Raw genomic sequence first — 20,653 nt, 5'->3', positions numbered from 1 at the left:
GTTCCACGATCGAGCGCCTATACATTCAAAAAAAACATGACTAAATTCTAAATAAGGCTATATCGTATTACTTTTAAAAAAGTTAAAAATCAACAACAAAGACGACTTGTATCACAAATACCTGATGTTGTATTTATCGGACAAGTTTCGCCTGATGGTATTAATATGCATCCTGCTTCAATAGCATGAACCCAGCACTCCGGAATTCCTCCTCTCATAGTTTTCTGCTCATTTCTAGATATACTTTGAGCACCATTAAGATTTAAAATTTTTTTCAACATATTAATGACACAATTTTTAATAGTAACAGAGTATTTTAAAACTCTGTTACTATAGAAATATTAAAATTAGCAAGCATAGTTTTTTTCAACAACAGCATTGTAACAATTAGGCTCAGTGCTTTCGCCTCCTAAAATGTTTTTCTGCTCTTTTTTTGTAAGCTTTTTAGTTTCTTTACTTTTTAAAATTTTTTCTAACATAACTGGTTATTTACGTTTTTTGGGCCAGCCTCAAACTTGGGAAAATCTCAGGCTTTAAATCTTCAGTCTTAACAGCTTCCGACATAGTTATTTGGCACGCAGCTCCAGTAAGCTGGAACAGTTCCAAACTCTGTACATCTCTTAGCTTTAAATCCTTCCTCACAAATAGGAGCATTACCTCCGTTTATTGTTTTTTGCTCGTTAGCAGTCAATTCTACTGCACCTTTTAATTTCAAGATATTTTTTAACATAACTGCAGGTATTTGGGGTTACTATTATTTTATTCTTTTTATGCTGTTCTTTCTAAAATTTGAACTTCATCAATAAAATCATTTAAGAAATATTTTAATTCGTTCAGTTCATATTCATTTGGAAATAATCTTTCATTTACAATTTTAACTGGTGTATAGTTAAAATTATTCATAGAGCACCAATCATATTGTTTTTGAATTTCCTGGCTGATCATCATACTAACTGAATCAACATGCCATTTTTTAAGCCATTTTTTATAAGCCATTCTTTTAATATACCAATCAGAAATTGCCTCAACAGTTTTTCCTGGAGTTGTTCTGTTAATTGTTAATAGTCTTTCTACAACAGCTTTATATGGATTATCGTTGTTTTCTGGATTAATATTAAAAAGAACGTTTAAGAAAATTCTATCTGGATATTTCATTACTAGCTCAAAAGCCTCCTGAAATGTTTTATAACAATGCCCACAACTAGGACTAATTATAATAGAAAGTTTTACAGCTGCATTTCTATTACCAAAATTTAGACCTCTTAAATCTTCAAATCCTTTTGTGTATTTTACTTTTTTAGACAAGAAGTTTAGTAGGGAATAATTTCTTTTAAACTTTTTAAGTTCTTTCAATGAGTTTTCATTATCAAGCAGTTTTTTAATCATCACTTTTACAGCCGCCCAAATAGGAATTAACAGCAATAAAGAGAAAGTGTATGGAAAAACATCTTTAAAACTAAAACTCAACGTAAAAAGATCTGATGAAAACCATATAACACTTTGGACTAAAATTAATAGTGAGACCGCTAAACACATTACACACCATTTTTGAATTTCAAATTTCTGAATCCAAATAGAACAAACCACTACTGGAATTGCCAGCAAACTCAAAAATCCAACAAATATGGCTGAACTTAAAGGTTCAACCAAAATTGCAATGATGCTTGAACTAAAGAAAAGCAATGGTAAATCTGAAAAACTTAACCATCTATTTGCAATGTCGTCATTAAAACTTATAACAGAGTGACAAGAAGAATTAGAACTTAGATTACAAAATTTTGAAATTACAGTGTTTTTGACACCCCATTTTTGCTGTACAATAAATATGCTTACAATTAGGCCTAATATTGAGGTTCCTAAGAAAACTGTGCTAAATAGATTAAATCCGTTATAGAAAAAAGATAATCCTGAAAGAAGTACTAAAGGCAGAAAATATTTTAGCCAATTGTACTCTACTTTTAGGTTCTCTCTTGCAACAACATTATTTGGTTCAATTGCAACAATTACTCCATTCCAATCTAAAAGAAATTTATCATAAGATAATTTGTGACTTCCTTTTTTCAATGTTGTAATTCGAACACCATTTTTAATCTTTTCAACCAGGATTAATTCCTCTTTAAAATAGGCTAAAAAATTAGATGGCAAATCGACGATTTGTTCTTTCGAAACTCTCACTGCTGCATTCTCTACAGAAAGCAAATCGAACGAGTCTGTAATGGCAAATAAACTTGGATAATTTGGATGAGACAAAAACAGATCCTTGAACTCATTTTTTATGTCTGAGTATTTGTTGATTTGTAAAAATTTTTGGACCAGTTTTAACATCACTTTTTATCGATTTTAAATCATAATTACACTGCAAAGATTGGAGTTTTTATTGATAAAAATCGCATGTATGTATACATTTTATTAATTATACCACATACAATTTATAAATTATACCAAGTATACTATCTCATGCAAAATACTGAAAAACAAGTATTTAAGATTATATTTTTTCATTTATAACTTCCGAAAGCCAATTTTCGATTAACGGCTCTGCTTTTTATCTAGTTTTGGAAAAGCAATAATCTAAACATCGAAAAACATGAAAAAAAGGCCCTAAAAATTAAATGATTTTAAAGTAAAAAGATCATAAAAATGACGACAAAAAATGACAAAATAGTAGTCAAAAAATTGTCTGATTTGAAACAAAAATTCTCTCAAAAAACATAAAAAGCAGCTCATTATTTTGAAAGCTTAAACTTACAATTACGAGATTTGTTTTTACTGCTTTTAATCCAAAAATAAACCCAAAAATTTCAAAACATAAACCAAAATTTGACGCATAATTTTAGCGCATTTGACTTCATTGCCTAAAAATTTATGTGAAAGATTAATAGTACAAAAACTAAACTTAAAAAATAATAAAATGATGAAAAAAAGAACATTCACACTAAGCGATTTCGAAGTAGAAAAAATTAGCAGAGAAGCACAAAAAACAGTAAAAGGAGGTGTTACAACGACACCACCTGAAGAACCAAACCCACTTAATAATGGAGGCGGAAACGGAAACGGTTAATCATATAAATCATAAACATAGAACAATCCCCAAAAAAAAAAGACACATGAAAAAAAATACATTCAAAATAGCAGACTTTCAATTTGAAACAATAAGCAGAGAAGCACAAAAAACAGTAAAAGGAGGCGTTACAACAACACCACCTGAAGAACCAAACCCGCTTAATAATGGAGGCGGAAACGGAAACGGTTAATCATATAAATCATAAACAATAGAACAATCCCAAAAAAAAAAAGAAACATGAAAAAAAATACACTCAAAATAGCAGACTTTCAATTTGAAACAATAAGCAGAGAAGCGCAAAGAACGGTAAAAGGTGGTGACACAACAACACCTCCTGAAGAACCAAACCCGCTTAATAATGGAGGCGGAAACGGAAATGGTTAATCACCATCCGAAATCATAAAATCTATAAAAACAATCCAAAAAAAAGAGACATGAAAAATAATTCACTGAAAATAGCAGACTTTCAATTTGAAACAATAAGCAGAGAAGCGCAAAGAATGGTAAAAGGTGGTGACACAACAACACCTCCTGAAGAACCAAACCCACTTAATAATGGAGGCGGAAACGGAAACGGCTAACTGACCAAAACAAAAGTTTATAAAATAATCCAAAAAAAGAAAAATCATGAAAAATATTTCACTGAAAATCACAGATTTTCAAATAGAAAAAATAAGCAGGGAAGCACAAAGAGTAGTAAAAGGTGGTGACACAACAACGCCACCAGAACAACCAAACCCGCTTAACAATGGAGGGGGAAATGGAAATGGTTAAAAAATTCAGCTCTAAATATTGTTCGCAAATTGAGCTGGAGATACTCCAGTTCTTTTGCGAAATGATTTTGCAAATGAAACGGCATTCTTAAAACCAACACTTTCTGCAATCGCCTGCGTTGAATATTTACGATACAAATGATTGGTAATCATCTGATTAATAACATAATTAATCTTTAATTCGTTAGAATACTCTCCAAAAGATTTACCAAATCTTTTATTTACAACATAAGATAAATAAGTAGTATTTGTTTTGATTTTTTTAGCGGCATAAGATAGTGTAAAGTCAGCATTTAAATATTCTAACTTTTCTTCCAGTGCCAGTAGTTTTTCTACAATTTTGTTTTCTTTGGCTTCATCAATACTCAAATTTGCATTTTCCTTTTTGAGCAGAGATTCTTCTAATTCTGGAACTTCTAAAACTACAGGTTTTTCAATTGTTTTCTCAATTTCTTTCTTCTCTAAGTTAGCTTTAAATTCTTCAATCAAAGCATTCATTTTTTTCTGTGCTTTATTTTTATCCCGAATGTTTTTAATTAGAAAAAAGACAATTGCTACTACTAAAATAACATAGAAAACCTTAAGTGCTTTATTCCATAAAACTTCGTATTTATACTTCTCCTGAATACTTACCATCTCGTCACTAAGATTAGCAGTACCCAATTTATAATTAACATCTAAGGCCTCTTCTCGCAATTCTCCTTCATATTTTTCGTAGGCATCTAAATATAATTTAGAATACTTGAAAGCCAATTCTGGTTCATTTTTTATATTATATATTTTAGCCTGAATATAATTGGATTGAAAATAACTTTTGTCTATTTTTTTTTCTTTAAGAGCCGCCATTGAATCATTCTTTTTCAAAAAAACCAAAGCCTTGTCATACTTTTTCTGTGTAAAATAAAGTTCTCCCAGATTATAATTTGCAATCTTATAATAAGTTTCATCATTATTTTGCTTAGCATACATCGCTATATCAAAATAGGCTCTTTCTGCGTTTTTAACATCTTTTTTTACCAAATAGATATTTCCCAGACTTAGAGTGGCAGTCATTTTGTTATCTATATAGTTTTGTGAAAAGTTTACTGCTCTTTTATAAAAATATTCGGCGGAGTCTAGTAAAAATAGTTTATCCCTATTCTTCATAAAATAGCTTTCATAAACATTTCCTAAATTAGTATAAATGTTACTTTTACTATTTTGAAATTGATCTTTTTCATAAAGACCTTCATTCTTATCCAAAAAATCACTATTTTGTCTTAGGTTTTTAACTGCAAGTGCATAATTCCCGACTTCAGAATTCACTAAAGCCATGTTGCTCTTAAATTTTACAGTTTGTATAACATCTGATGTTTTGATAGAAAGCTTAATTCCTTCCTGATAATTACTTAAGGCTTCGCCAAAGTTTTTTCTTTTCCACTCGATTAATCCTCTATAATTATATAGGTAGGCTCTAATATTTATTTTTTCAACAGATTCGGGAATTTTTTTATAGTATTCTAATGCTTTGTTATACCATTCATCACATTTAACTCGGTTGTTCTTTAACTGGTACAGATATGATCCTGCTCCATAAGCAAAGGCTAAATGTTCATTCTTGCTAGATTTCTGAAGTTCGGCTGCATACTTTAGTCCTTCGTCAAAATTACCGTTCATACTGAAACGTATTTTATCTTGAAATTCTATATACTCTTGTTCAGTAAACTCTTTTGTAGATTGAGCCACAGTAGTATTAAGTAGAAATAAAAATAAAAAAGAGATGATCAGCCTCATTTAATTAATTTTTGGTATTCAAAAATAGTCTATAAATTATCAATAAACTACAATTAATTTGCCAAATTCCTATTAATTTTATTTTTACATTTAAAAAATATAACAAAACAAGCTGTATTTGTTATATTTTTATTGCGTAAATTTGTTTTGTTAAAAATTAAAAAACATGAAACCAGACCTATTTCAATCTCCAGATTACTACAACTTAGACGATTTACTTTCAGACGAACATAAATTGGTTCGCGAATCTGCTCGTGCATGGGTTAAAAAAGAAGTTTCTCCTATTATCGAAGAATATGCTCAAAAAGCAGAATTCCCTAAGCAATTAATTAAAGGTCTTGGAGAAATTGGTGGTTTCGGACCTTATATTCCTGTCGAATATGGTGGCGCTGGATTAGACCAAATCTCTTATGGCTTAATTATGCAGGAAATCGAAAGAGGCGATTCTGGTGTAAGATCTACCTCATCTGTGCAATCTTCCTTAGTAATGTATCCCATTTGGAAATACGGAAATGAAGAACAAAGAATGAAATATTTACCAAAGCTTGCTACAGGAGAATATATTGGATGTTTTGGTTTAACTGAGCCAGATCATGGTTCTGATCCTGGAAGTATGATTACCAATTTTAAAGATATGGGCGATCATTATCTTTTAAACGGTGCCAAAATGTGGATTTCAAATGCTCCGTTTGCTGATATCGCCATTGTCTGGGCTAAAAATGAAGAAGGCCGAATTCACGGTTTAATCGTGGAACGAGGTATGGAAGGCTTTACAACTCCAGAAACCCATAACAAATGGTCGCTTCGTGCCTCTGCAACCGGAGAATTAATTTTTGATAATGTAAAAGTTCCTAAAGAAAACCTTTTACCAAATAAATCTGGTCTTGGCGCTCCGCTTGGCTGTTTAGATTCTGCTCGTTACGGAATTGCATGGGGTGCAATTGGTGCCGCAATGGATTGTTACGATACTGCTTTACGTTACTCTAAAGAGAGAATTCAGTTTGGAAAAGCAATTGGAGGCACACAATTACAGCAGAAAAAACTGGCAGAAATGATTACCGAAATCACAAAAGCACAATTATTAACCTGGCGTTTAGGTGTTTTAAGAAACGAAGGAAAAGCTACAACTGCTCAAATTTCGATGGCAAAACGCAACAACGTAAACATGGCAATCAACATTGCACGCGAAGCAAGACAAATGCTCGGAGGCATGGGAATCACTGGCGAATACTCGATTATGCGTCACATGATGAACTTGGAAAGTGTGATCACTTATGAAGGAACTCACGACATCCATTTATTGATAACCGGAATGGATGTAACTGGAATTCCAGCATTTAAATAAACAGCAACTATTAAAATATACATAAAATCAATGCGAAAAGCTTCTTCTTAACGAAGAAGCTTTTTATCTTTGCATCAAAATTTTTCCAAAAATGAATATCGAAACGATAAACAAAAGCATACAACCTCAAAAAGATCAACTATTAAAACATTCTTTATACAATAAGATTCAAAACATAGACGACTTACACAGCTTTTTAGAAACACACGTTTTTGCTGTTTGGGATTTTATGTCACTTTTAAAAGCTTTACAAGCCAAACTTACTTGTACAACGACACCTTGGTTTGCTACTAAAAACCCAGAAACGAGATATTTAATCAATGAAATTGTTCTTGCAGAAGAAACCGATTTAACACTGGATGGAAGAAGACAAAGTCATTACGAAATGTATCTGGAAGCAATGGAAGCTTGTGGTGCTAATACCACTGGAATCTTAAGTTTCTTATCAGAAGTACATTCGCTTCAAAACATATTTGTTGCCATCAAACAAAGCCAGATGCACCCAAATGTGAAAGCTTTCTTAGATTTTACTTTCAGAGTAATCGAAGAAGGAAAACCACACGAAATTGCTGCAGCATTTACTTTTGGAAGAGAAGATTTGATTCCAAGTATGTTTACAGAAATTCTGAAAAACTTTCAAAAGAATCTTCCAGAAACTGATTTGACAAAATTATTATACTATTTTGAAAGACATATCGAACTAGATGCAGATGAACATGGTCCAATGGCAATGACCATGATTTCAGAATTATGTGAAGACGATGCACAAAAATGGAAAGAAGTAGAAGAGGTTTCAATTCTTGCTTTAGAAAAACGCATTGGACTTTGGAATGCCATTGAAGAAGATATCGTGATGAAAACCGAAATGGTTTAAAAAATCCAAATCCATATATTTAACGTAACTATTTGTTTAAAGCGACCTCAAAATTTAAGCAAATTATGAAACTAGATTTTAGACAAATAGTTATTGTTATATTTTCAGGATTTCTTCTGAGCTGTAGTTCAGATGAAACTGGCACTACTCCAACTACCACTATGCCGCCCTTTGTAAATCCACCTGTAACAACAAATCCACCCATTCCGAATACTATTAATTATTTAGCTTTAGGCGATAGTTACACTATTGGTCAGAGCGTCTGTGAAACCTGTCGCTTTCCAGAACAGCTCAAAACCAGTTTAAGATCCATGTCTTCCAGCAACATTTCGCTTAAAATAATTGCTACAACAGGCTGGACAACATCCAATTTACTTTCGGCAATCGAATCTCAAAAACCAGAATCTAACTACGATTTGGTAACTCTTCTAATTGGCGTTAACAATCAATATCAGCATAGAAGTTTTTCGGTTTACGAAAAAGAATTTCCAGAATTGGTCAACAAAGCGATTATACTGGCAAAAGGCGATCGAAAAAATGTGGTCGTGATTTCTATTCCAGATTACGCCTACACACCTTACGGGAAAGCACTTTCCGGAGATCAAAGCGCTACAATTTCTGCAGAAATAGACAAATACAACACCTTTGCAGAAAATTATTGTAACAACAATCAAATCGCATTTGTCTCGATTACAGATATTACCCGTTTAGGACTCAGCAATCCAAACCTTGTGGCTTCAGATGGTTTGCATCCCTCAGAAACTGCTTATAAAATGTTTGTAGAAAGAATGATGCCGAAGATCAAAACTGCTTTACAGAATTAAGTTTTTTTATTTTTTAGAAGCAGAAAAAAATCGTTTTAAAAAGAACCTTTAGTCCCGCTATCCGTTATATCTTTTGTGTTGAACCCCAACACAAAAGGATATCACTTCTATCGGGGCTAGATTAGACGTCTTCGTTTTAATTAACCTTCTTAACAGGCATTGGCGGAAGTGGAGGAGGTAAAATCGATTTCAAATCTCCAAAATCTACCTTTTTATTAGTTGGCATAAAATGTAATTTACCCTTGATTTCACCTAGAGATTTTATAAATCTATCCAATTTTTTTGGAGCTTCTCTAGCGTATAGATATATCGATTTTCTTTTCCCTAGATTTGAAACATTTATAAGATATGTTTGTTCATCTTCAATAACATTATTTGCATAAACCGTATCGAATTTTTCAAAATTTGTTTCCCGAAGTAATTTGTTCAATTCTGCTTTTTCTTCAAGATTAATAACTGCGTAAGAATTTTCTATAGGTTCAGGAAATATTCTTTGATAATAAACAGTGTCACTCTTTGTAAATTTTATACAAAAAACAGAATGCAAAGCTTCACCAGCAAAAACAAATTCATCAAAAGGAAATGTATCTATCTTTTCTTTTTTAGTACAACAAAGAAATAGAAAAAGAATACCCAAAATTATAAACTGTCTTTTCATATTCAAATTTAAAAATATCTTTTCAAACCTTAAAAGAGAAATATTTACTTTTTAGACTTCCAAATAAACCCATCCAACAAATAATGTGTAAACTGCGGAACAGTAAGCAATGGAACCAATAAAATCTGCCAGCTCGAAAAATCAAAATTTGTGATATTAATATTCTCATTCCAAACAAACAGTTCCCAGAGAAATTCTTCCGAAAAGGCAATCAAAAGCAAAATTCCAATGTAAATTAAAAGACCTTTATATTGTTTTAAGAAAGACAAACGCCCCAATTCTGTTTCCGATTTTCCGTCAATTTCTTTAAAATAAACCAAGGCCATATATGGAATTCCGTGCGAAACGACATTCAATAAAGTAAAAATCAAATCATCATTAAAATAGACGATTCCGAAGTACCAGGACAAAGCCGTTCCGAGAATAATGCTGTTTTTTGGAATATTAAAAAATTGATTCTGAATAGATTTTACAGTAGTATAAACGACATACAGAATCAAAATTCCGATGTAAATCCAAAACAGGATTTCAAGAATTCTTTGGTTTTCAAACCTCAAAAACTCATTTTCTACAAACCAGTTGAATTTTCGCTTAGACGAAAAAAACCAATACAGCATTGGGTATCCAGTTGAAGAATAAATCGCCAGATTATCAATCCAAACCGAGATTTTGGTCTTCGTTTCTTTTCTGGCGTACAATCTCATGAAACCGTATTGCTGTCTGATAAAATGAAAAACAGCCACATAAGCTAGAAACGACCAAAAAACTAAACTGCCGAAAGAGAAAAGCACGATTCCAGTTACGAAACAAAAAAGTGGCAAAAGAATCAATCTTCTTTTTTGTTTTTGAAACTCATCAGCAACAAAATAAGTTTTGAATAATGTTGCATAAACGTGCGCTACATCTATAAAAACAATCAGAAAAAGCCAAGTGTAAAAAGAATAATTCTCTTCAATTTGAGCAATATAATCCTGAAAAATGAAAATGATCGCCAAGACAAAAAATGACGGCCCAATAATAAATGCCCAATCGGTTTTGGCTTTATGAATCCAAGGTTGTTCCATCTACAATTTCATTTACAACATTAATTCCCTGATGAAAAGCTTCTTCAAAAATCGAAATTCCAGATAAATCACTGTGTGCAAAATAAATAGAATTTTGAATATTCTGTTTGGCCTGTTTTTTTGATTCTCCAAAAATAAAACCTGGTGCTGGGGAAATCATTCCGTGACCTAAAATAAAAACTTCCATATCTTCTGTGCATTCTTCAATATCCGGATGCGCTACTTTTAAGTCATTCAAAACAAACTGTTTCCAATATTCTTTATCTTTTTTATAAAGCTCTTTTCTCGTTTTCTTTAAATCAGCCGAAGAGAAACTATAATAATATGTAATGACTTTTTTATCCTGAACCTGATTCACAGTCTGATGCTGATCGTAAACATATCCCAAACCTTTTGCATCATAAATTACATTGTCCCACGAAAGCGGAAAACTAAAATTATCCGTTAGATCATTAACGACTAAAGTTGCCAAAAGCCACGGTGTATAATGAAAATCTTTAGTAAACGTTTTTCGATCTTTTATCAAATATTGATTTACAAACTGCGGAGAAGCCATTATCACTTTATCAGCAATTATTTCGACCGACGTTTTATTTACATCATCAAAAGCTTTTGCAATTACTTTATTGTTTTCTACTTTGACCTCGTAAACCAAATGATTTTTGAGCGTTTTGTCTTTCGTATATTTTTTCAGATGATTGGCTAAACGCGAATTTCCTTCTGGCCAAGTCAAAACGCTATCGTGCTTTTCAGGCGTAGAATCTTGTTTTCTTCCGGCAAAATAATGAATTCCAGCCCAAGCCGAAACATAATCGATTCCTAATCCAAAATCATCTTTACAGCAATAATCGATATAATTGAACAAAGGCTCAGATGTAAAATGATTTTCCTTAAACCATTTTTTCATGGTAATTTTATCCAAAGCTCTACTATATGAATCTGATGAAGAAAGATAAAGTGGAATATCAAACAGATATTTCTGATCTTCGCCTTTGGCGGTTCTAAAAGCATCCATTTTTTTGAAGAATTTGTCAAACTCCAAATCATCAGAAACTAAATTTCCTTCTTTTGGAACTACGCCTTCCTGCCAATTGTTTTTGTAAAACAAACGTTCGTCTGGCGCAAAAGTCAGCTGTAATTCATCAAAAACTGGGAATCCTTTTTCGTCGTAACTCAGAATTATTTTTTCTTCTTCTAGAAAACGAAGCAGTTCTTTGTCTTTAAAATTCGGTAAAGGCAAATAATGTGCGCCAAGAGGATATTTAGAATATTTGTTTTCTCCGTTGGAAGAATTTCCGCCTAAATGATTTTCCAATTCCAAAATCAAAAAATCGGAAATTCCTTTTTTATGAAACTGTCGCGCGGCGCTTAAACCTGAAATTCCGCCGCCAACAATCAAATACGGAATTTGAATTTGCTTGGTCGGTTTAGGAAAATCTTTTATCCATAAACGATGTCCTAGTAAATATTTTGTACCTGATAAACGAATCATCAGTACCGCAATTTTATCCGAACAAAACTGCAGAAACGGAACCGCAATTAAAGCCGCTCCCACTATTTTTATAAAACTCCTTCTGGATTTATTGCAGTCTTCCCCACTCTTCATCAAAATAGCGTACTAAAATCTGGTTATCTAAACGATTGATTTCGATTTGGTTCGAAATCATATCATTCGTAAAATAATTAAATCGGTCGAATTGATAATTGTAAAATCGCAATCCGTCCGCTTTTCGGTTTACGGTATTAAAAGTGGTTCCGAAACCATTTACAGCAATCGTATATCCCCATTCTCCAAACGACGGAACATACGCGTGATAAGCATCAACCTGCGGAAAAACCTGCATCACCGTTTTATTGATACACCAAAAAGATTTCGGTGCAAAATAAGGCGACGTAGTTTGTATTACAACGGCTGCGTCAGCTTTTAAAATGGTTTTAATAGTTTGATAAAAGTTCAAAGAATACAATTTCCCTAAACTATAATTGGACGGATCCGGAAAATCGATTATCGCGACATCATATTTTTCTTTATTGTTTTTTGCCCAAATATAAGCGTCGGTATTGATTACGGTAACTTTAGGATTATTCAACGAATTCTGATTGAAATTCGTCAATACCGAATTGGTTTTAAACAATTTGGTCATTCCTTCGTCCAAATCGACCAAAGTTACTTTCTTAACGTCTTTATATTTCAGGATTTCACGAACAGCAAGTCCGTCTCCTCCACCTAAAACCAAAACATTTTCGACACTTTTTGCCATCGACATCGCCGGATGAACCAAAGCTTCGTGATAACGATATTCGTCAGCCGAACTAAATTGTAAGTTGTTATTCAAATAAAGCCTGTAATCGCTCTTATTATGCGTTAAAACGATACGCTGATACGGAGTTGAATTGGTATAAATAATATTTTCGCTATATAATTTCCCTTCTGAATAGGCGAGAATATCATTCGAAAAAATAAAAACAGTCAATAATAACAAAAAAGAGAAAACGGCTTTTGCTCTTAACAAAGATGGTTTCTTTAATTCCCTTTTCAGTAAAAAACATAAGGCAATCGCAATGCTGACATTGATCATTCCGAAGAAAAGAGAAGTTCCCATTATGCCTAATTTCGGCACTAAAACCAATGGAAATAAGATCGAAGCCAAAAGTGCTCCGATATAATCAAACGTAAAAACATTCGAAACCAGATCTTTGAACTCAACCCTGTCCTTCAAAATATTCATTAAAAGCGGAATCTCCAATCCGACCAAAAAACCGGTTACGAAAACAAATAAGTATAAAATGAATTGAAATGAACCCACACTTTCAAAAAGCAGAAACAAAACCACCGAACTTAAACCGCCGATAAGTCCAACCAGAATTTCGATTTCTACAAAAGTGTTCAGCAGATTCTTATTGAAAAACTTCGAAAAAAACGAGCCTATACCCATCGAAAACAGGTAGACCCCAATAATAAATGAAAACTGTTTTACCGAATCGCCTAATAAATAACTCGCCAAAGTTCCTGCAACCAACTCATAAATAAGGCCGCAGGTGGCAATGATAAATACGGCAAAAAGTAAAAGAAATTCAAACCTAAGAAACTTTTTACCCATGAATTGCAGCACTAATAATCATGGAAATTCCAATGATAAATGCTGCCAAAACAATCGCAACAGCAACATTACTTTTTTCTGCAACTTCTTTCCAAGTATTTTCCGGAGTCAGTTTTTCGATAATAAAATAGCCTACTAACAAAATGGCAATTCCTAAAATAGAATAGATAATAGAATTTACTATTGGCTGAGCGTGAATTAATTCCATAATTGATTGTTTTTATTTGTGGTAAAAATGATTATAAGATGAGCGGCTTCCGCTCGTTGTGGATCTGTAGTTTTCTGTAGTTTCACAATCACAGATTCTATTTCCTGCGAGAGTAAAATACATATAAACTCCAAAGCAAAAGAAACCAATTGCTAGCGGAGCCCAATTATTTGCAAAAAAATCAGATATTCTATTCATAGTAATTTAGTCAAAATTAGAGTAGGAACTGTCTGCCCATCTACTTCTTTCAAATTGATTTTTGAAATATCGTATTATAAAATAAAGTGCAATCATCCCAATAATAACCAGCCATACATTTCGATTCGAAGGCTGATTCCAGACTACGCTTACATTCATTGTATTGGTCGAAAAATCTTCCGGAGCTTTCATTGGCGTGATCGAAAGATGATATTTTCCGGCTTTTACACCGCAGATATTAAATTTCTCAGACTGACTTCCTTCTGTCCAGGATTCTCCATCAGAAGTACCATAATAATATTCTATGTCTTTATTGGCATAAATTTCATCACCATTATCTTCATTAATCAAAGCGATGTTTAAGTTCGCCCATGAATTAAGGACAGCTGTCGAAACCTTAATCGTCATTGGAGCCGAAGCACCATTGAGCACAAACGACGGAGTAGTCATTTCTTTATTATTAAATTCGTTGAATTTAATCGCGCTGTTAAACACATTTTGTTCCACCTGATCTTTATAAATATACCAATTGGCCGTAATAATCAATAAGGCAAAAAGACAGAAAATAATGGCTGTATTTCTCAAGTCAAAACGAGAAGGCTGAATCATACCGACTCCGGACTGATAGGGCATTGTTCTTTTAGGAAAAGCTTTTTTGATAACACTTTTCCTCACATATTCTCCATGAAAAGCCGTCTCCACATTATTCATTTTTTCGACAGAAATGATATAGGGCGGATTTATAAATTCTACCAAATGAATTAATTTGCCGCGAAGTTCAAAATCAAAAAAACCTTGTGCATCTATAATTTGAGCATCCGAATGCTCGTATAATTCATATCTTTCATCATTATGATTTAGAACTTTAACGCCTTTTTTTAATGGATCAATCTTTTCCATTTCGGTAAGCATCATCCAATGCCCGTTTGAAACAGAAAGATATAAAAATTCCTTAGCTTCATTCTGCAATATAAATTCATTCCAGGTATAATCAGGATGAACTTTTTTCTTCAGTATCCCTGTAACTTTATAATTACTTCCATTCAAAAATCCAACATCGCCAAGTTCCAGCGGATAATCTTTGAGTATATTACTGTATTTATTTTTTCGTCGAAAATGTCCTTCGTTGTCACGAGCATATAAACTGTGACATTTCGGGCACACAAAATTGATAACTTCAAAACCAACCTCTAACTCGGTTTCTGTATTACAATCGTAACAAGGAATCTTCATATCTTATCGGTTAATTTCAAAATCTTTAATAATTGCTGCATCAAAATAGGCTACATAATCGGCCATTACAGCACGTACTTTTTCCGAATTATCCTGAAGATAATTACACAAATAAACATCCAAAGTCAACTGACTGTATTCTGGCCAGGTGTGTATACAAATATGCGATTCTTTAAGGCAGTACGAGATTGTAAAACTTTTATTTTCAAAATCATGCACCACTGCTCCAACCTTTTCCAATTCGTATTTTTCTAAAATAGAATTGGTAACGGCAACAAAACCACCACTGTTGGTTAGCTTCGAAATTTCGTCGACCTGTAAAGTAACCAGTTTATGCAATCCTGGCGAATAAGGAGGTAAATCCATCAAGTTATTTATATTACACAAAGGCCAAATATATAATATTTCCAGAATAAAATAATGTGGGAAACCGTATTTAAGAACAACTTTTTAGGACTATGTCTTTATGATTTTTTCTTTTTTTAAGGAGCAGAAAAACTCGTTTTCAAAAGAACCTTTAGTCCCGCTATCCGTTATATCTTTTGTTCTTAACCCCAGAACAAAAGGATATCACTTCTATCGGGGCTAGAGTAGGCGTTTTCGTTTCTATTTGTAGTTTTCAAAATCAACTTCAACTTTTTCAAACAGTTCCGACTTTTCCAAAATCGAATTAATCTTATACAAACCATCCTGATTATGATCTGCCATTATAAAAGCAAAACCCCAGATATCTTTGGAGATGGTAAATTCTCCAACTTCAGAATTATAAGTCATCAAAATTTCGTCATTCATCCATAAATCAAGAATGTCCGTCGTTTTGGGGTTTATTTCACGAATGACGTGCAGAAAATCAAACATAAAAGATTCGTTTTCAGCACCGCTAAAAATATCTATTAAAAGGTCTTTGGATTGATAACCGGGACGAAAATGGTATTTATACATCTGTAATTTTTAAACTATTCAATTCTTTTGTAATGATAACCTAAATTATAATCCGAACCTGCCCAAAAAAGAAACAAAATAGCACCCGAATTATCATAAGCGTAATTAACCAAAAGGCCGTTATCTTTTGCAAGCCCAATTCGGGTTTTGTAATTAGTATAACCACCAGCAAGATACGGAATCCCATTTCGTTTTAAATATCTATTGTCAAGATAGAAAAGTCCATTTTTAAGCTTTCCTCTCACTTCAAAACTTTCTATTTCTATATTATCTTTTTTCGTGGTAAATTTCAACTTGTTTCCACTAATCAACTTTATATCAACCAAATAAACTCCAAAACCATCCTGTTTTGTTTCTTTAAACGAAACAAAATAGTTTAGATCACGTCTTACCCTAAAATCTTGAGAATTTATCAATTCTGCACTTCCTTTTTCGTTATATTGTAAATCAGGAAACAGCTCATAAGTTCCTTCCAGTCTAGACAAATCATTTTCTGATAAATTCTCCTTGTTATTTTTGACCATTTTGTCCGAAAACGAGGCACAGGAAGAAAAAAGGAAAAAACTTAAAAAGGCATATAACATTGATTTCATACTCTTTAAAATGAGATTACACTACCAATTTAGAGTTTATTTTTCAATAATCAATCGCTCTATTAATAATTGTTTTTTTACATTTTGTAGGTTTTTATTGCAAACTATTTTTTATCTTGGTAAAAGTCAAAATATATATTTTTAGTACATCTACTCTATTTTTTCAACAGCAAAAATTACCTAAATCAAGGACTTTGGTTATGAAAAATAAAATTTTAATTTCATTAAACTTACTAATACTAATGAGCTGTAGCCCAAAATCACAGGATTTATCCTCAATAGATTTCAACAAAAGTGCCGAAACCTATCTCGACGGACTTTCCTTTTCTTCCAAAACAGAACAAAAAGGACATTATGAAGCCGTTGTTAATGGAGAAGATGCCAGTCTAAATTTAGTAGACAAAGGAGAAAAGTCTACCAATTACGTCTTTATGGGCGAAAAAAACACGGCACCGCTTAACTACGGAGGAATTCCAATAAATGATGTGATGGGAACGGCAATAACTGTTTACGAGAATAAAATTGCTTTTATGAGAATCAATCCAAAAAACGATCAAAGCATTGCACTTTTCGATTTTCTCAAGAAAAAACTGGGCAATCCAACCGAAATTGTAAAGAGCGAAAACACGCCATATAATGAAATCGATAAGTCGCAAAAACTTCTTTTGGACAAACTGCCTAACGAAACTAAAAAGATAAAAGATGATTTCGATGATTATTATATTACTTATCCCGAGCATTTTATTTGGAATAAAGGCGATATCATTTATCAACTAACATTTTCTCCAACCGGAAATTACGTGAGCAGTCAGCTGGTTGTGATTTCAAAGAAAGCATTCAAAGACAGAATTATTATGGGATATCATGCACCGGACAAGGATCCTGTTTTAGCGAAGTATCTTAATTAAGATAAAAAGTAAACAGTATCTTACAAGATTAAAGCTGTTTTTTACTAAAATTTATTTTTCTCAATTTTTTTTAAATACCTTTGGTTTATGAGCACAACATCCAAACCATTATCATATAGGGCGAAAAATCAGCCGTATTCGTGAGCTGAAAGACATGAAACAAGAAGCTCTTGCACAAGCTTTAGGTACAAATCAACAGGCGATTTCAGCCATGGAAAACAGCGAAAACATAGACGAAGAAAAATTAAAAGAATTAGCAAAAGCACTTGGAATGACCGTTGAAGCCATTAAAAACTTTTCGGAAGAAGCCGTAATTAATTATTTTAATAATATTTACGATAATGAAATTAGTGGAAGTGTTATTGCTCCACAATCTAATAATTATTCATTCAATCCTTTAGATAAATTGGTCGAAGTTTATGAGGAAAACAAAAAACTCTATGAGCGTTTGATTCAGGCTGAAAAGGATAAAAATGAGTATTTGGAGAAGTTGTTGGATAAGAAATAAAAGCTTTTATAAAATATTGTAAAAAGAGATTTCAGGTTTGAAATCTCTTTTTTTATTTAGTTACATCAAACAAAATGCAAGGTTTATTTGATTTTATATTTTGCCAATAAGGAATCAAAATTTTCTGAGCGTACAAAATTCTGTTTAATCTTGTTTACTTGAATCACTTCTAAAAATTTCATTTCTACCAACATATTCAAGTCTGTTCTTGCTGTATATTTTGATACTTGAAAACGATTTTCTACTTCTTTTACTGTAAATATACTTTCAGGTTCGTCAAAAATGATTTTCAACAATTGTGCCTGACGCTCATTAACATTGGGAATTCTAATGAAACTTGCAATTTGTAAATTTTCTTTTTGCTTTAGCTGAATATATTCTTTCAAAGCTTCAAAAGATTTATCCATTACTTTTAAATGATATGTCATAAAATAAGTCAAATCATTAGCATCGGCTTCGGTATATAAATAAGCTTTTTCATATTGAGTTTTACTATCCTGAATAATTTTCGAAATAGATAAATATTCTGTTAACCAATAGCCTTTTTTTAATAAATACCAGTAAAATAAAGCACGTGCAGTTCTTCCGTTTCCATCAGTAAAAGGATGTATATATCCTATCATAAAGTGAATTACGATAGCTTTTAGAATTGGATGAATAAATGTTTCTTTTGTATCAGTATTAAAAAAATCACATAAATCTTTAATCAAACTTTCCAATTCATTATTACTGGGTGGTGTATGAACCACTTCTCCATCAACATGATTCACCACATGAACATCATCAGATGTTCTGAAAGCTCCTTCTTCTTTTTTATCTTCTAAAGTATCGCAAGATATTAAACCATGAATATATAATAACTTCTCAGGTGTTAATTCATCGTTGCGATTCTGGGTAATATGTTTGATTGTAAAATAATTATTTACAATCATTTGTTCCGACTTTGTTTTTGGCTTTACTTCTTTACGAAGCATTTCTTTCGCCTTTTTACGTGTAGTATTAGCTCCTTCTATCTGACTGCTCGAAATTGCTTCTTCCATAATAGCACTTACTAAATATCTTGTCTTATCAGCATTTGGAACAACATTTTTAGCTCCCATATAACCGCCAATATGCATATCAAAATAATGAAGAATTTTTTGAATATAATCTGTAGTCACATAATTAAATTGATATTTATCAAAATTTATGTTTTTATAATTTACTGCACGAGCCATCTTTACGGCAGACCATAATTGTTCTGGTTCTAAATCTGGAACTTTTTTATATTTCAGTTTATCCCAGTACAAATACTCATTATTAATCTCCTTGATTTTCAAAACCATATCTGGTTTATTTACCAATGCAAATATCTTTGTAGTGAAGTGCACTTTTGGGGCATTTTCGATCATAATGAACAATTTTACAAAAACAAATATAAATAAAAATAGGGAGATTTTATTCAAATCTCCCTATTTTTTACAGTTTTCCGTAATTCCGTTTCCTTATATTCTTAAGTGATAAAAAAAAACCTGCAAAAATTAATTCACAGGTTACTTAAAATTCGCAGAAAGGAAGGGATTCGAACCCTCGATACAGTTACCCATATACTAGCTTTCCAGGCTAGCTCCTTAAACCACTCGGACACCTTTCTTTATTTTGGTTTGCAAAGAACTCAAAAAAAATTGAGTTATACAACGTAAATTTTTAAGATTCGTTGATACTTTTGCTAAATTCTTCCATAAACAACTTTACGGCTTTCTTTTGATAGCTTCCAATCGTAAGCATAAAAGATTCTCGTTTAGTGACAACGCCCGTAATCTGAATAGCTTTTAGACTATGTTCCCAGCCTTTTAATGCTTTTTCAGCTACAATAGTTGCCCAGTCGCTGTTTTCTACCATTTGCAATAAAGCATTAATCGAATTTAATTCTATCGAAATTTTCGGTTTCATGTGATGTTTTACAAACAATATTTCTACATATTCTCTGGAATTCGATCCTTTTCCTGGTAGAATCAACGGAACTTCTTCTATTTTTTTAAAAGGTATTTTTTCTAAAGAAGCCAAAGGATGTGTTTTTGCAACCGCCATTACCATATTTGACGTAAACAAAGGCACTTTTTGAATTGGAGGCCCAATTTCATGCGATGAAATCACTAATACTAAATCTAATTCATTATTAATCAATTTTTGTTCTAAGGATTCGGTTGTACCATAATCTACTATGATTCTTAGATTCTGGTATCTTTTAGCGAAAGCATTCACAACAGGCAACACCAATAATCCGAAAATGTAGGTTACGCCTATTCGCAATTCGCCGCCAATCATTTCGTTCAAATCTTCGATTGCCTGTTTTCCGTTTTCTACATTTTCTACCACTTTTTTGGCATGAATTAAAAAAACAGAACCTGCTTCTGTAAGCTGTACTTTTTTTCCGATTCGCTTAAACAAAGGCAAACCGAGTTCTTCTTCCAGTTTTTTTATTTGCTGCGAAAGCCCAGATTGCGTCACAAAACACAATTCTGCTGCTTTGGTAAAATGAAGTACCTCAGCCGTTTTAATAAAATATTGCAGTTGATAGATTTCCATATTGATAAGTTTTACTACT

General features: G+C 32.3%; 24 protein-coding genes, 1 tRNA gene and 1 pseudogene. 10 read left to right on the top strand and 16 right to left on the bottom strand.

Annotation, left to right across the window (positions count from 1 at the left end; genetic code table 11):
* Positions 1–347: 347 nt before the first annotated feature.
* The 3 genes from BM289_RS25725 to BM289_RS02535 form a co-directional block, all read right to left on the bottom strand.
* Positions 348–479: a hypothetical protein gene (locus tag BM289_RS25725; protein WP_262489161.1), complete on the bottom strand. Its 132-nt coding sequence runs from the start codon at positions 477–479 to the stop codon at positions 348–350.
* Positions 480–547: 68 nt separating this feature from the next.
* Entirely contained in the window at positions 548–730 is a 183-nt protein-coding gene (locus BM289_RS02540; protein ID WP_091490610.1) for a hypothetical protein, read from the bottom strand.
* Positions 731–768: 38 nt separating this feature from the next.
* Positions 769–2,325 carry a vitamin K epoxide reductase family protein gene (locus BM289_RS02535; RefSeq protein ID WP_091490608.1) on the bottom strand — a complete coding sequence of 519 codons (1,557 nt, stop codon included), beginning with the start codon at positions 2,323–2,325 and terminating at the stop codon, positions 769–771.
* 586 nt (positions 2,326–2,911) lie between these two features.
* On the opposite strand from BM289_RS02535, the gene BM289_RS02530 reads away from it, so the two are divergent.
* The 5 genes from BM289_RS02530 to BM289_RS25275 are packed head-to-tail and all read left to right on the top strand — an operon-like array spanning position 2,912 to position 3,838.
* The gene (locus BM289_RS02530; protein ID WP_143102025.1) at positions 2,912–3,061 is read left to right on the top strand and encodes an rSAM-modified peptide; all 150 of its coding nucleotides are present in this window, start codon (positions 2,912–2,914) and stop codon (positions 3,059–3,061) included.
* Positions 3,062–3,107: 46 nt separating this feature from the next.
* Positions 3,108–3,254, top strand: a complete 147-nt coding sequence (locus BM289_RS25385; RefSeq protein WP_167365371.1) for a hypothetical protein — start codon at positions 3,108–3,110, stop codon at positions 3,252–3,254.
* Between the two features lie 47 nt (positions 3,255–3,301).
* Positions 3,302–3,448: a hypothetical protein gene (locus tag BM289_RS25380; protein ID WP_167365370.1), complete on the top strand. Its 147-nt coding sequence runs from the start codon at positions 3,302–3,304 to the stop codon at positions 3,446–3,448.
* A gap of 50 nt (positions 3,449–3,498) precedes the next feature.
* The gene (locus BM289_RS25375) at positions 3,499–3,645 is read left to right on the top strand and encodes a hypothetical protein (RefSeq protein ID WP_167365369.1); all 147 of its coding nucleotides are present in this window, start codon (positions 3,499–3,501) and stop codon (positions 3,643–3,645) included.
* Positions 3,646–3,691: 46 nt separating this feature from the next.
* Positions 3,692–3,838, top strand: coding sequence for an rSAM-modified peptide (locus BM289_RS25275; protein WP_143102024.1), 147 nt, complete (start codon positions 3,692–3,694; stop codon positions 3,836–3,838).
* An 11-nt stretch (positions 3,839–3,849) separates the two neighbouring features.
* Here BM289_RS25275 and BM289_RS25820 read toward each other — a convergent pair whose 3' ends face one another.
* On the bottom strand, positions 3,850–4,206 hold the full coding sequence (locus tag BM289_RS25820) for a helix-turn-helix domain-containing protein (RefSeq protein ID WP_379786692.1): 357 nt from the start codon (positions 4,204–4,206) through the stop codon (positions 3,850–3,852).
* Positions 4,207–5,776: 1,570 nt separating this feature from the next.
* On the opposite strand from BM289_RS25820, the gene BM289_RS02520 reads away from it, so the two are divergent.
* From BM289_RS02520 to BM289_RS02510, 3 genes are all read left to right on the top strand, one after another.
* A complete protein-coding gene (locus tag BM289_RS02520) occupies positions 5,777–6,955 on the top strand; it encodes an acyl-CoA dehydrogenase family protein (protein ID WP_091490603.1) in 1,179 nt (392 codons plus the stop codon).
* A 91-nt stretch (positions 6,956–7,046) separates the two neighbouring features.
* A complete protein-coding gene (locus tag BM289_RS02515) occupies positions 7,047–7,829 on the top strand; it encodes a DUF3050 domain-containing protein (RefSeq protein WP_091490601.1) in 783 nt (260 codons plus the stop codon).
* A gap of 65 nt (positions 7,830–7,894) precedes the next feature.
* The gene (locus BM289_RS02510; protein WP_091490599.1) at positions 7,895–8,653 is read left to right on the top strand and encodes an SGNH/GDSL hydrolase family protein; all 759 of its coding nucleotides are present in this window, start codon (positions 7,895–7,897) and stop codon (positions 8,651–8,653) included.
* 136 nt (positions 8,654–8,789) lie between these two features.
* Here the strand turns inward: BM289_RS02510 and BM289_RS02505 are convergent, their stop codons facing one another.
* The 9 genes from BM289_RS02505 to BM289_RS02460 all read right to left on the bottom strand — a co-directional run bounded on the left by BM289_RS02505 (position 8,790) and on the right by BM289_RS02460 (position 16,650).
* Complete coding sequence (locus BM289_RS02505; RefSeq protein WP_091490597.1) at positions 8,790–9,311, bottom strand: DUF6438 domain-containing protein; 522 nt, start codon at positions 9,309–9,311, stop codon at positions 8,790–8,792.
* A 44-nt stretch (positions 9,312–9,355) separates the two neighbouring features.
* Positions 9,356–10,375: a hypothetical protein gene (locus BM289_RS02500; protein ID WP_091490595.1), complete on the bottom strand. Its 1,020-nt coding sequence runs from the start codon at positions 10,373–10,375 to the stop codon at positions 9,356–9,358.
* Positions 10,353–11,981, bottom strand: coding sequence for a flavin monoamine oxidase family protein (locus BM289_RS02495; protein WP_091490593.1), 1,629 nt, complete (start codon positions 11,979–11,981; stop codon positions 10,353–10,355). Before BM289_RS02495 ends, BM289_RS02500 begins: the two co-directional genes overlap by 23 nt.
* Positions 11,956–13,476, bottom strand: a complete 1,521-nt coding sequence (locus tag BM289_RS02490) for a polyamine aminopropyltransferase (RefSeq protein WP_091490592.1) — start codon at positions 13,474–13,476, stop codon at positions 11,956–11,958. The genes BM289_RS02495 and BM289_RS02490 overlap by 26 nt, the downstream gene beginning before the upstream one ends.
* Positions 13,469–13,684, bottom strand: coding sequence for a DUF350 domain-containing protein (locus BM289_RS02485; protein ID WP_091490589.1), 216 nt, complete (start codon positions 13,682–13,684; stop codon positions 13,469–13,471). Before BM289_RS02485 ends, BM289_RS02490 begins: the two co-directional genes overlap by 8 nt.
* Before the next feature lie 204 nt (positions 13,685–13,888).
* Complete coding sequence (locus BM289_RS02475) at positions 13,889–15,115, bottom strand: DUF4178 domain-containing protein (RefSeq protein WP_091490587.1); 1,227 nt, start codon at positions 15,113–15,115, stop codon at positions 13,889–13,891.
* A gap of 3 nt (positions 15,116–15,118) precedes the next feature.
* The gene (locus tag BM289_RS02470; protein ID WP_091490585.1) at positions 15,119–15,481 is read right to left on the bottom strand and encodes an S-adenosylmethionine decarboxylase family protein; all 363 of its coding nucleotides are present in this window, start codon (positions 15,479–15,481) and stop codon (positions 15,119–15,121) included.
* A gap of 240 nt (positions 15,482–15,721) precedes the next feature.
* A complete protein-coding gene (locus BM289_RS02465; protein WP_091490583.1) occupies positions 15,722–16,057 on the bottom strand; it encodes a hypothetical protein in 336 nt (111 codons plus the stop codon).
* 14 nt (positions 16,058–16,071) lie between these two features.
* Positions 16,072–16,650, bottom strand: coding sequence for a hypothetical protein (locus BM289_RS02460; protein ID WP_143102023.1), 579 nt, complete (start codon positions 16,648–16,650; stop codon positions 16,072–16,074).
* A 200-nt stretch (positions 16,651–16,850) separates the two neighbouring features.
* On the opposite strand from BM289_RS02460, the gene BM289_RS02455 reads away from it, so the two are divergent.
* The gene (locus BM289_RS02455) at positions 16,851–17,558 is read left to right on the top strand and encodes a hypothetical protein (protein WP_143102022.1); all 708 of its coding nucleotides are present in this window, start codon (positions 16,851–16,853) and stop codon (positions 17,556–17,558) included.
* 87 nt (positions 17,559–17,645) lie between these two features.
* Positions 17,646–18,066, top strand: a pseudogene (locus BM289_RS02450) (helix-turn-helix domain-containing protein).
* Positions 18,067–18,149: 83 nt separating this feature from the next.
* Here BM289_RS02450 and BM289_RS02445 read toward each other — a convergent pair.
* The 3 genes from BM289_RS02445 to BM289_RS02435 all read right to left on the bottom strand — a co-directional run bounded on the left by BM289_RS02445 (position 18,150) and on the right by BM289_RS02435 (position 20,634).
* Entirely contained in the window at positions 18,150–19,457 is a 1,308-nt protein-coding gene (locus tag BM289_RS02445; RefSeq protein ID WP_091490580.1) for a Fic family protein, read from the bottom strand.
* A gap of 155 nt (positions 19,458–19,612) precedes the next feature.
* A tRNA-Ser gene (locus BM289_RS02440) sits at positions 19,613–19,699 on the bottom strand.
* A gap of 53 nt (positions 19,700–19,752) precedes the next feature.
* Complete coding sequence (locus BM289_RS02435; RefSeq protein ID WP_091490578.1) at positions 19,753–20,634, bottom strand: LysR substrate-binding domain-containing protein; 882 nt, start codon at positions 20,632–20,634, stop codon at positions 19,753–19,755.
* Between the last annotated feature and the right edge of the window lie 19 nt (positions 20,635–20,653).

Origin of the sequence: Flavobacterium phragmitis, assembly GCF_900112575.1 — a bacterium.
Taxonomy (GTDB): domain Bacteria; phylum Bacteroidota; class Bacteroidia; order Flavobacteriales; family Flavobacteriaceae; genus Flavobacterium; species Flavobacterium phragmitis.
This window is presented reverse-complemented; position numbering and strand designations above follow the sequence as displayed.

Coding starts and splice junctions, on each gene's coding strand:
- BM289_RS25725 (WP_262489161.1), bottom strand. CDS start 479: ATGTTAGAAAAAATTTTAAAAAGTAAAGAAACTAAAAAGCTTACAAAA.
- BM289_RS02540 (WP_091490610.1), bottom strand. CDS start 730: ATGTTAAAAAATATCTTGAAATTAAAAGGTGCAGTAGAATTGACTGCT.
- BM289_RS02535 (WP_091490608.1), bottom strand. CDS start 2,325: ATGTTAAAACTGGTCCAAAAATTTTTACAAATCAACAAATACTCAGAC.
- BM289_RS02530 (WP_143102025.1), top strand. CDS start 2,912: ATGATGAAAAAAAGAACATTCACACTAAGCGATTTCGAAGTAGAAAAA.
- BM289_RS25385 (WP_167365371.1), top strand. CDS start 3,108: ATGAAAAAAAATACATTCAAAATAGCAGACTTTCAATTTGAAACAATA.
- BM289_RS25380 (WP_167365370.1), top strand. CDS start 3,302: ATGAAAAAAAATACACTCAAAATAGCAGACTTTCAATTTGAAACAATA.
- BM289_RS25375 (WP_167365369.1), top strand. CDS start 3,499: ATGAAAAATAATTCACTGAAAATAGCAGACTTTCAATTTGAAACAATA.
- BM289_RS25275 (WP_143102024.1), top strand. CDS start 3,692: ATGAAAAATATTTCACTGAAAATCACAGATTTTCAAATAGAAAAAATA.
- BM289_RS02520 (WP_091490603.1), top strand. CDS start 5,777: ATGAAACCAGACCTATTTCAATCTCCAGATTACTACAACTTAGACGAT.
- BM289_RS02515 (WP_091490601.1), top strand. CDS start 7,047: ATGAATATCGAAACGATAAACAAAAGCATACAACCTCAAAAAGATCAA.
- BM289_RS02510 (WP_091490599.1), top strand. CDS start 7,895: ATGAAACTAGATTTTAGACAAATAGTTATTGTTATATTTTCAGGATTT.
- BM289_RS02505 (WP_091490597.1), bottom strand. CDS start 9,311: ATGAAAAGACAGTTTATAATTTTGGGTATTCTTTTTCTATTTCTTTGT.
- BM289_RS02500 (WP_091490595.1), bottom strand. CDS start 10,375: ATGGAACAACCTTGGATTCATAAAGCCAAAACCGATTGGGCATTTATT.
- BM289_RS02495 (WP_091490593.1), bottom strand. CDS start 11,981: ATGAAGAGTGGGGAAGACTGCAATAAATCCAGAAGGAGTTTTATAAAA.
- BM289_RS02490 (WP_091490592.1), bottom strand. CDS start 13,476: ATGGGTAAAAAGTTTCTTAGGTTTGAATTTCTTTTACTTTTTGCCGTA.
- BM289_RS02485 (WP_091490589.1), bottom strand. CDS start 13,684: ATGGAATTAATTCACGCTCAGCCAATAGTAAATTCTATTATCTATTCT.
- BM289_RS02475 (WP_091490587.1), bottom strand. CDS start 15,115: ATGAAGATTCCTTGTTACGATTGTAATACAGAAACCGAGTTAGAGGTT.
- BM289_RS02470 (WP_091490585.1), bottom strand. CDS start 15,481: ATGGATTTACCTCCTTATTCGCCAGGATTGCATAAACTGGTTACTTTA.
- BM289_RS02465 (WP_091490583.1), bottom strand. CDS start 16,057: ATGTATAAATACCATTTTCGTCCCGGTTATCAATCCAAAGACCTTTTA.
- BM289_RS02460 (WP_143102023.1), bottom strand. CDS start 16,650: ATGAAATCAATGTTATATGCCTTTTTAAGTTTTTTCCTTTTTTCTTCC.
- BM289_RS02455 (WP_143102022.1), top strand. CDS start 16,851: ATGAAAAATAAAATTTTAATTTCATTAAACTTACTAATACTAATGAGC.
- BM289_RS02445 (WP_091490580.1), bottom strand. CDS start 19,457: ATGATCGAAAATGCCCCAAAAGTGCACTTCACTACAAAGATATTTGCA.
- BM289_RS02435 (WP_091490578.1), bottom strand. CDS start 20,634: ATGGAAATCTATCAACTGCAATATTTTATTAAAACGGCTGAGGTACTT.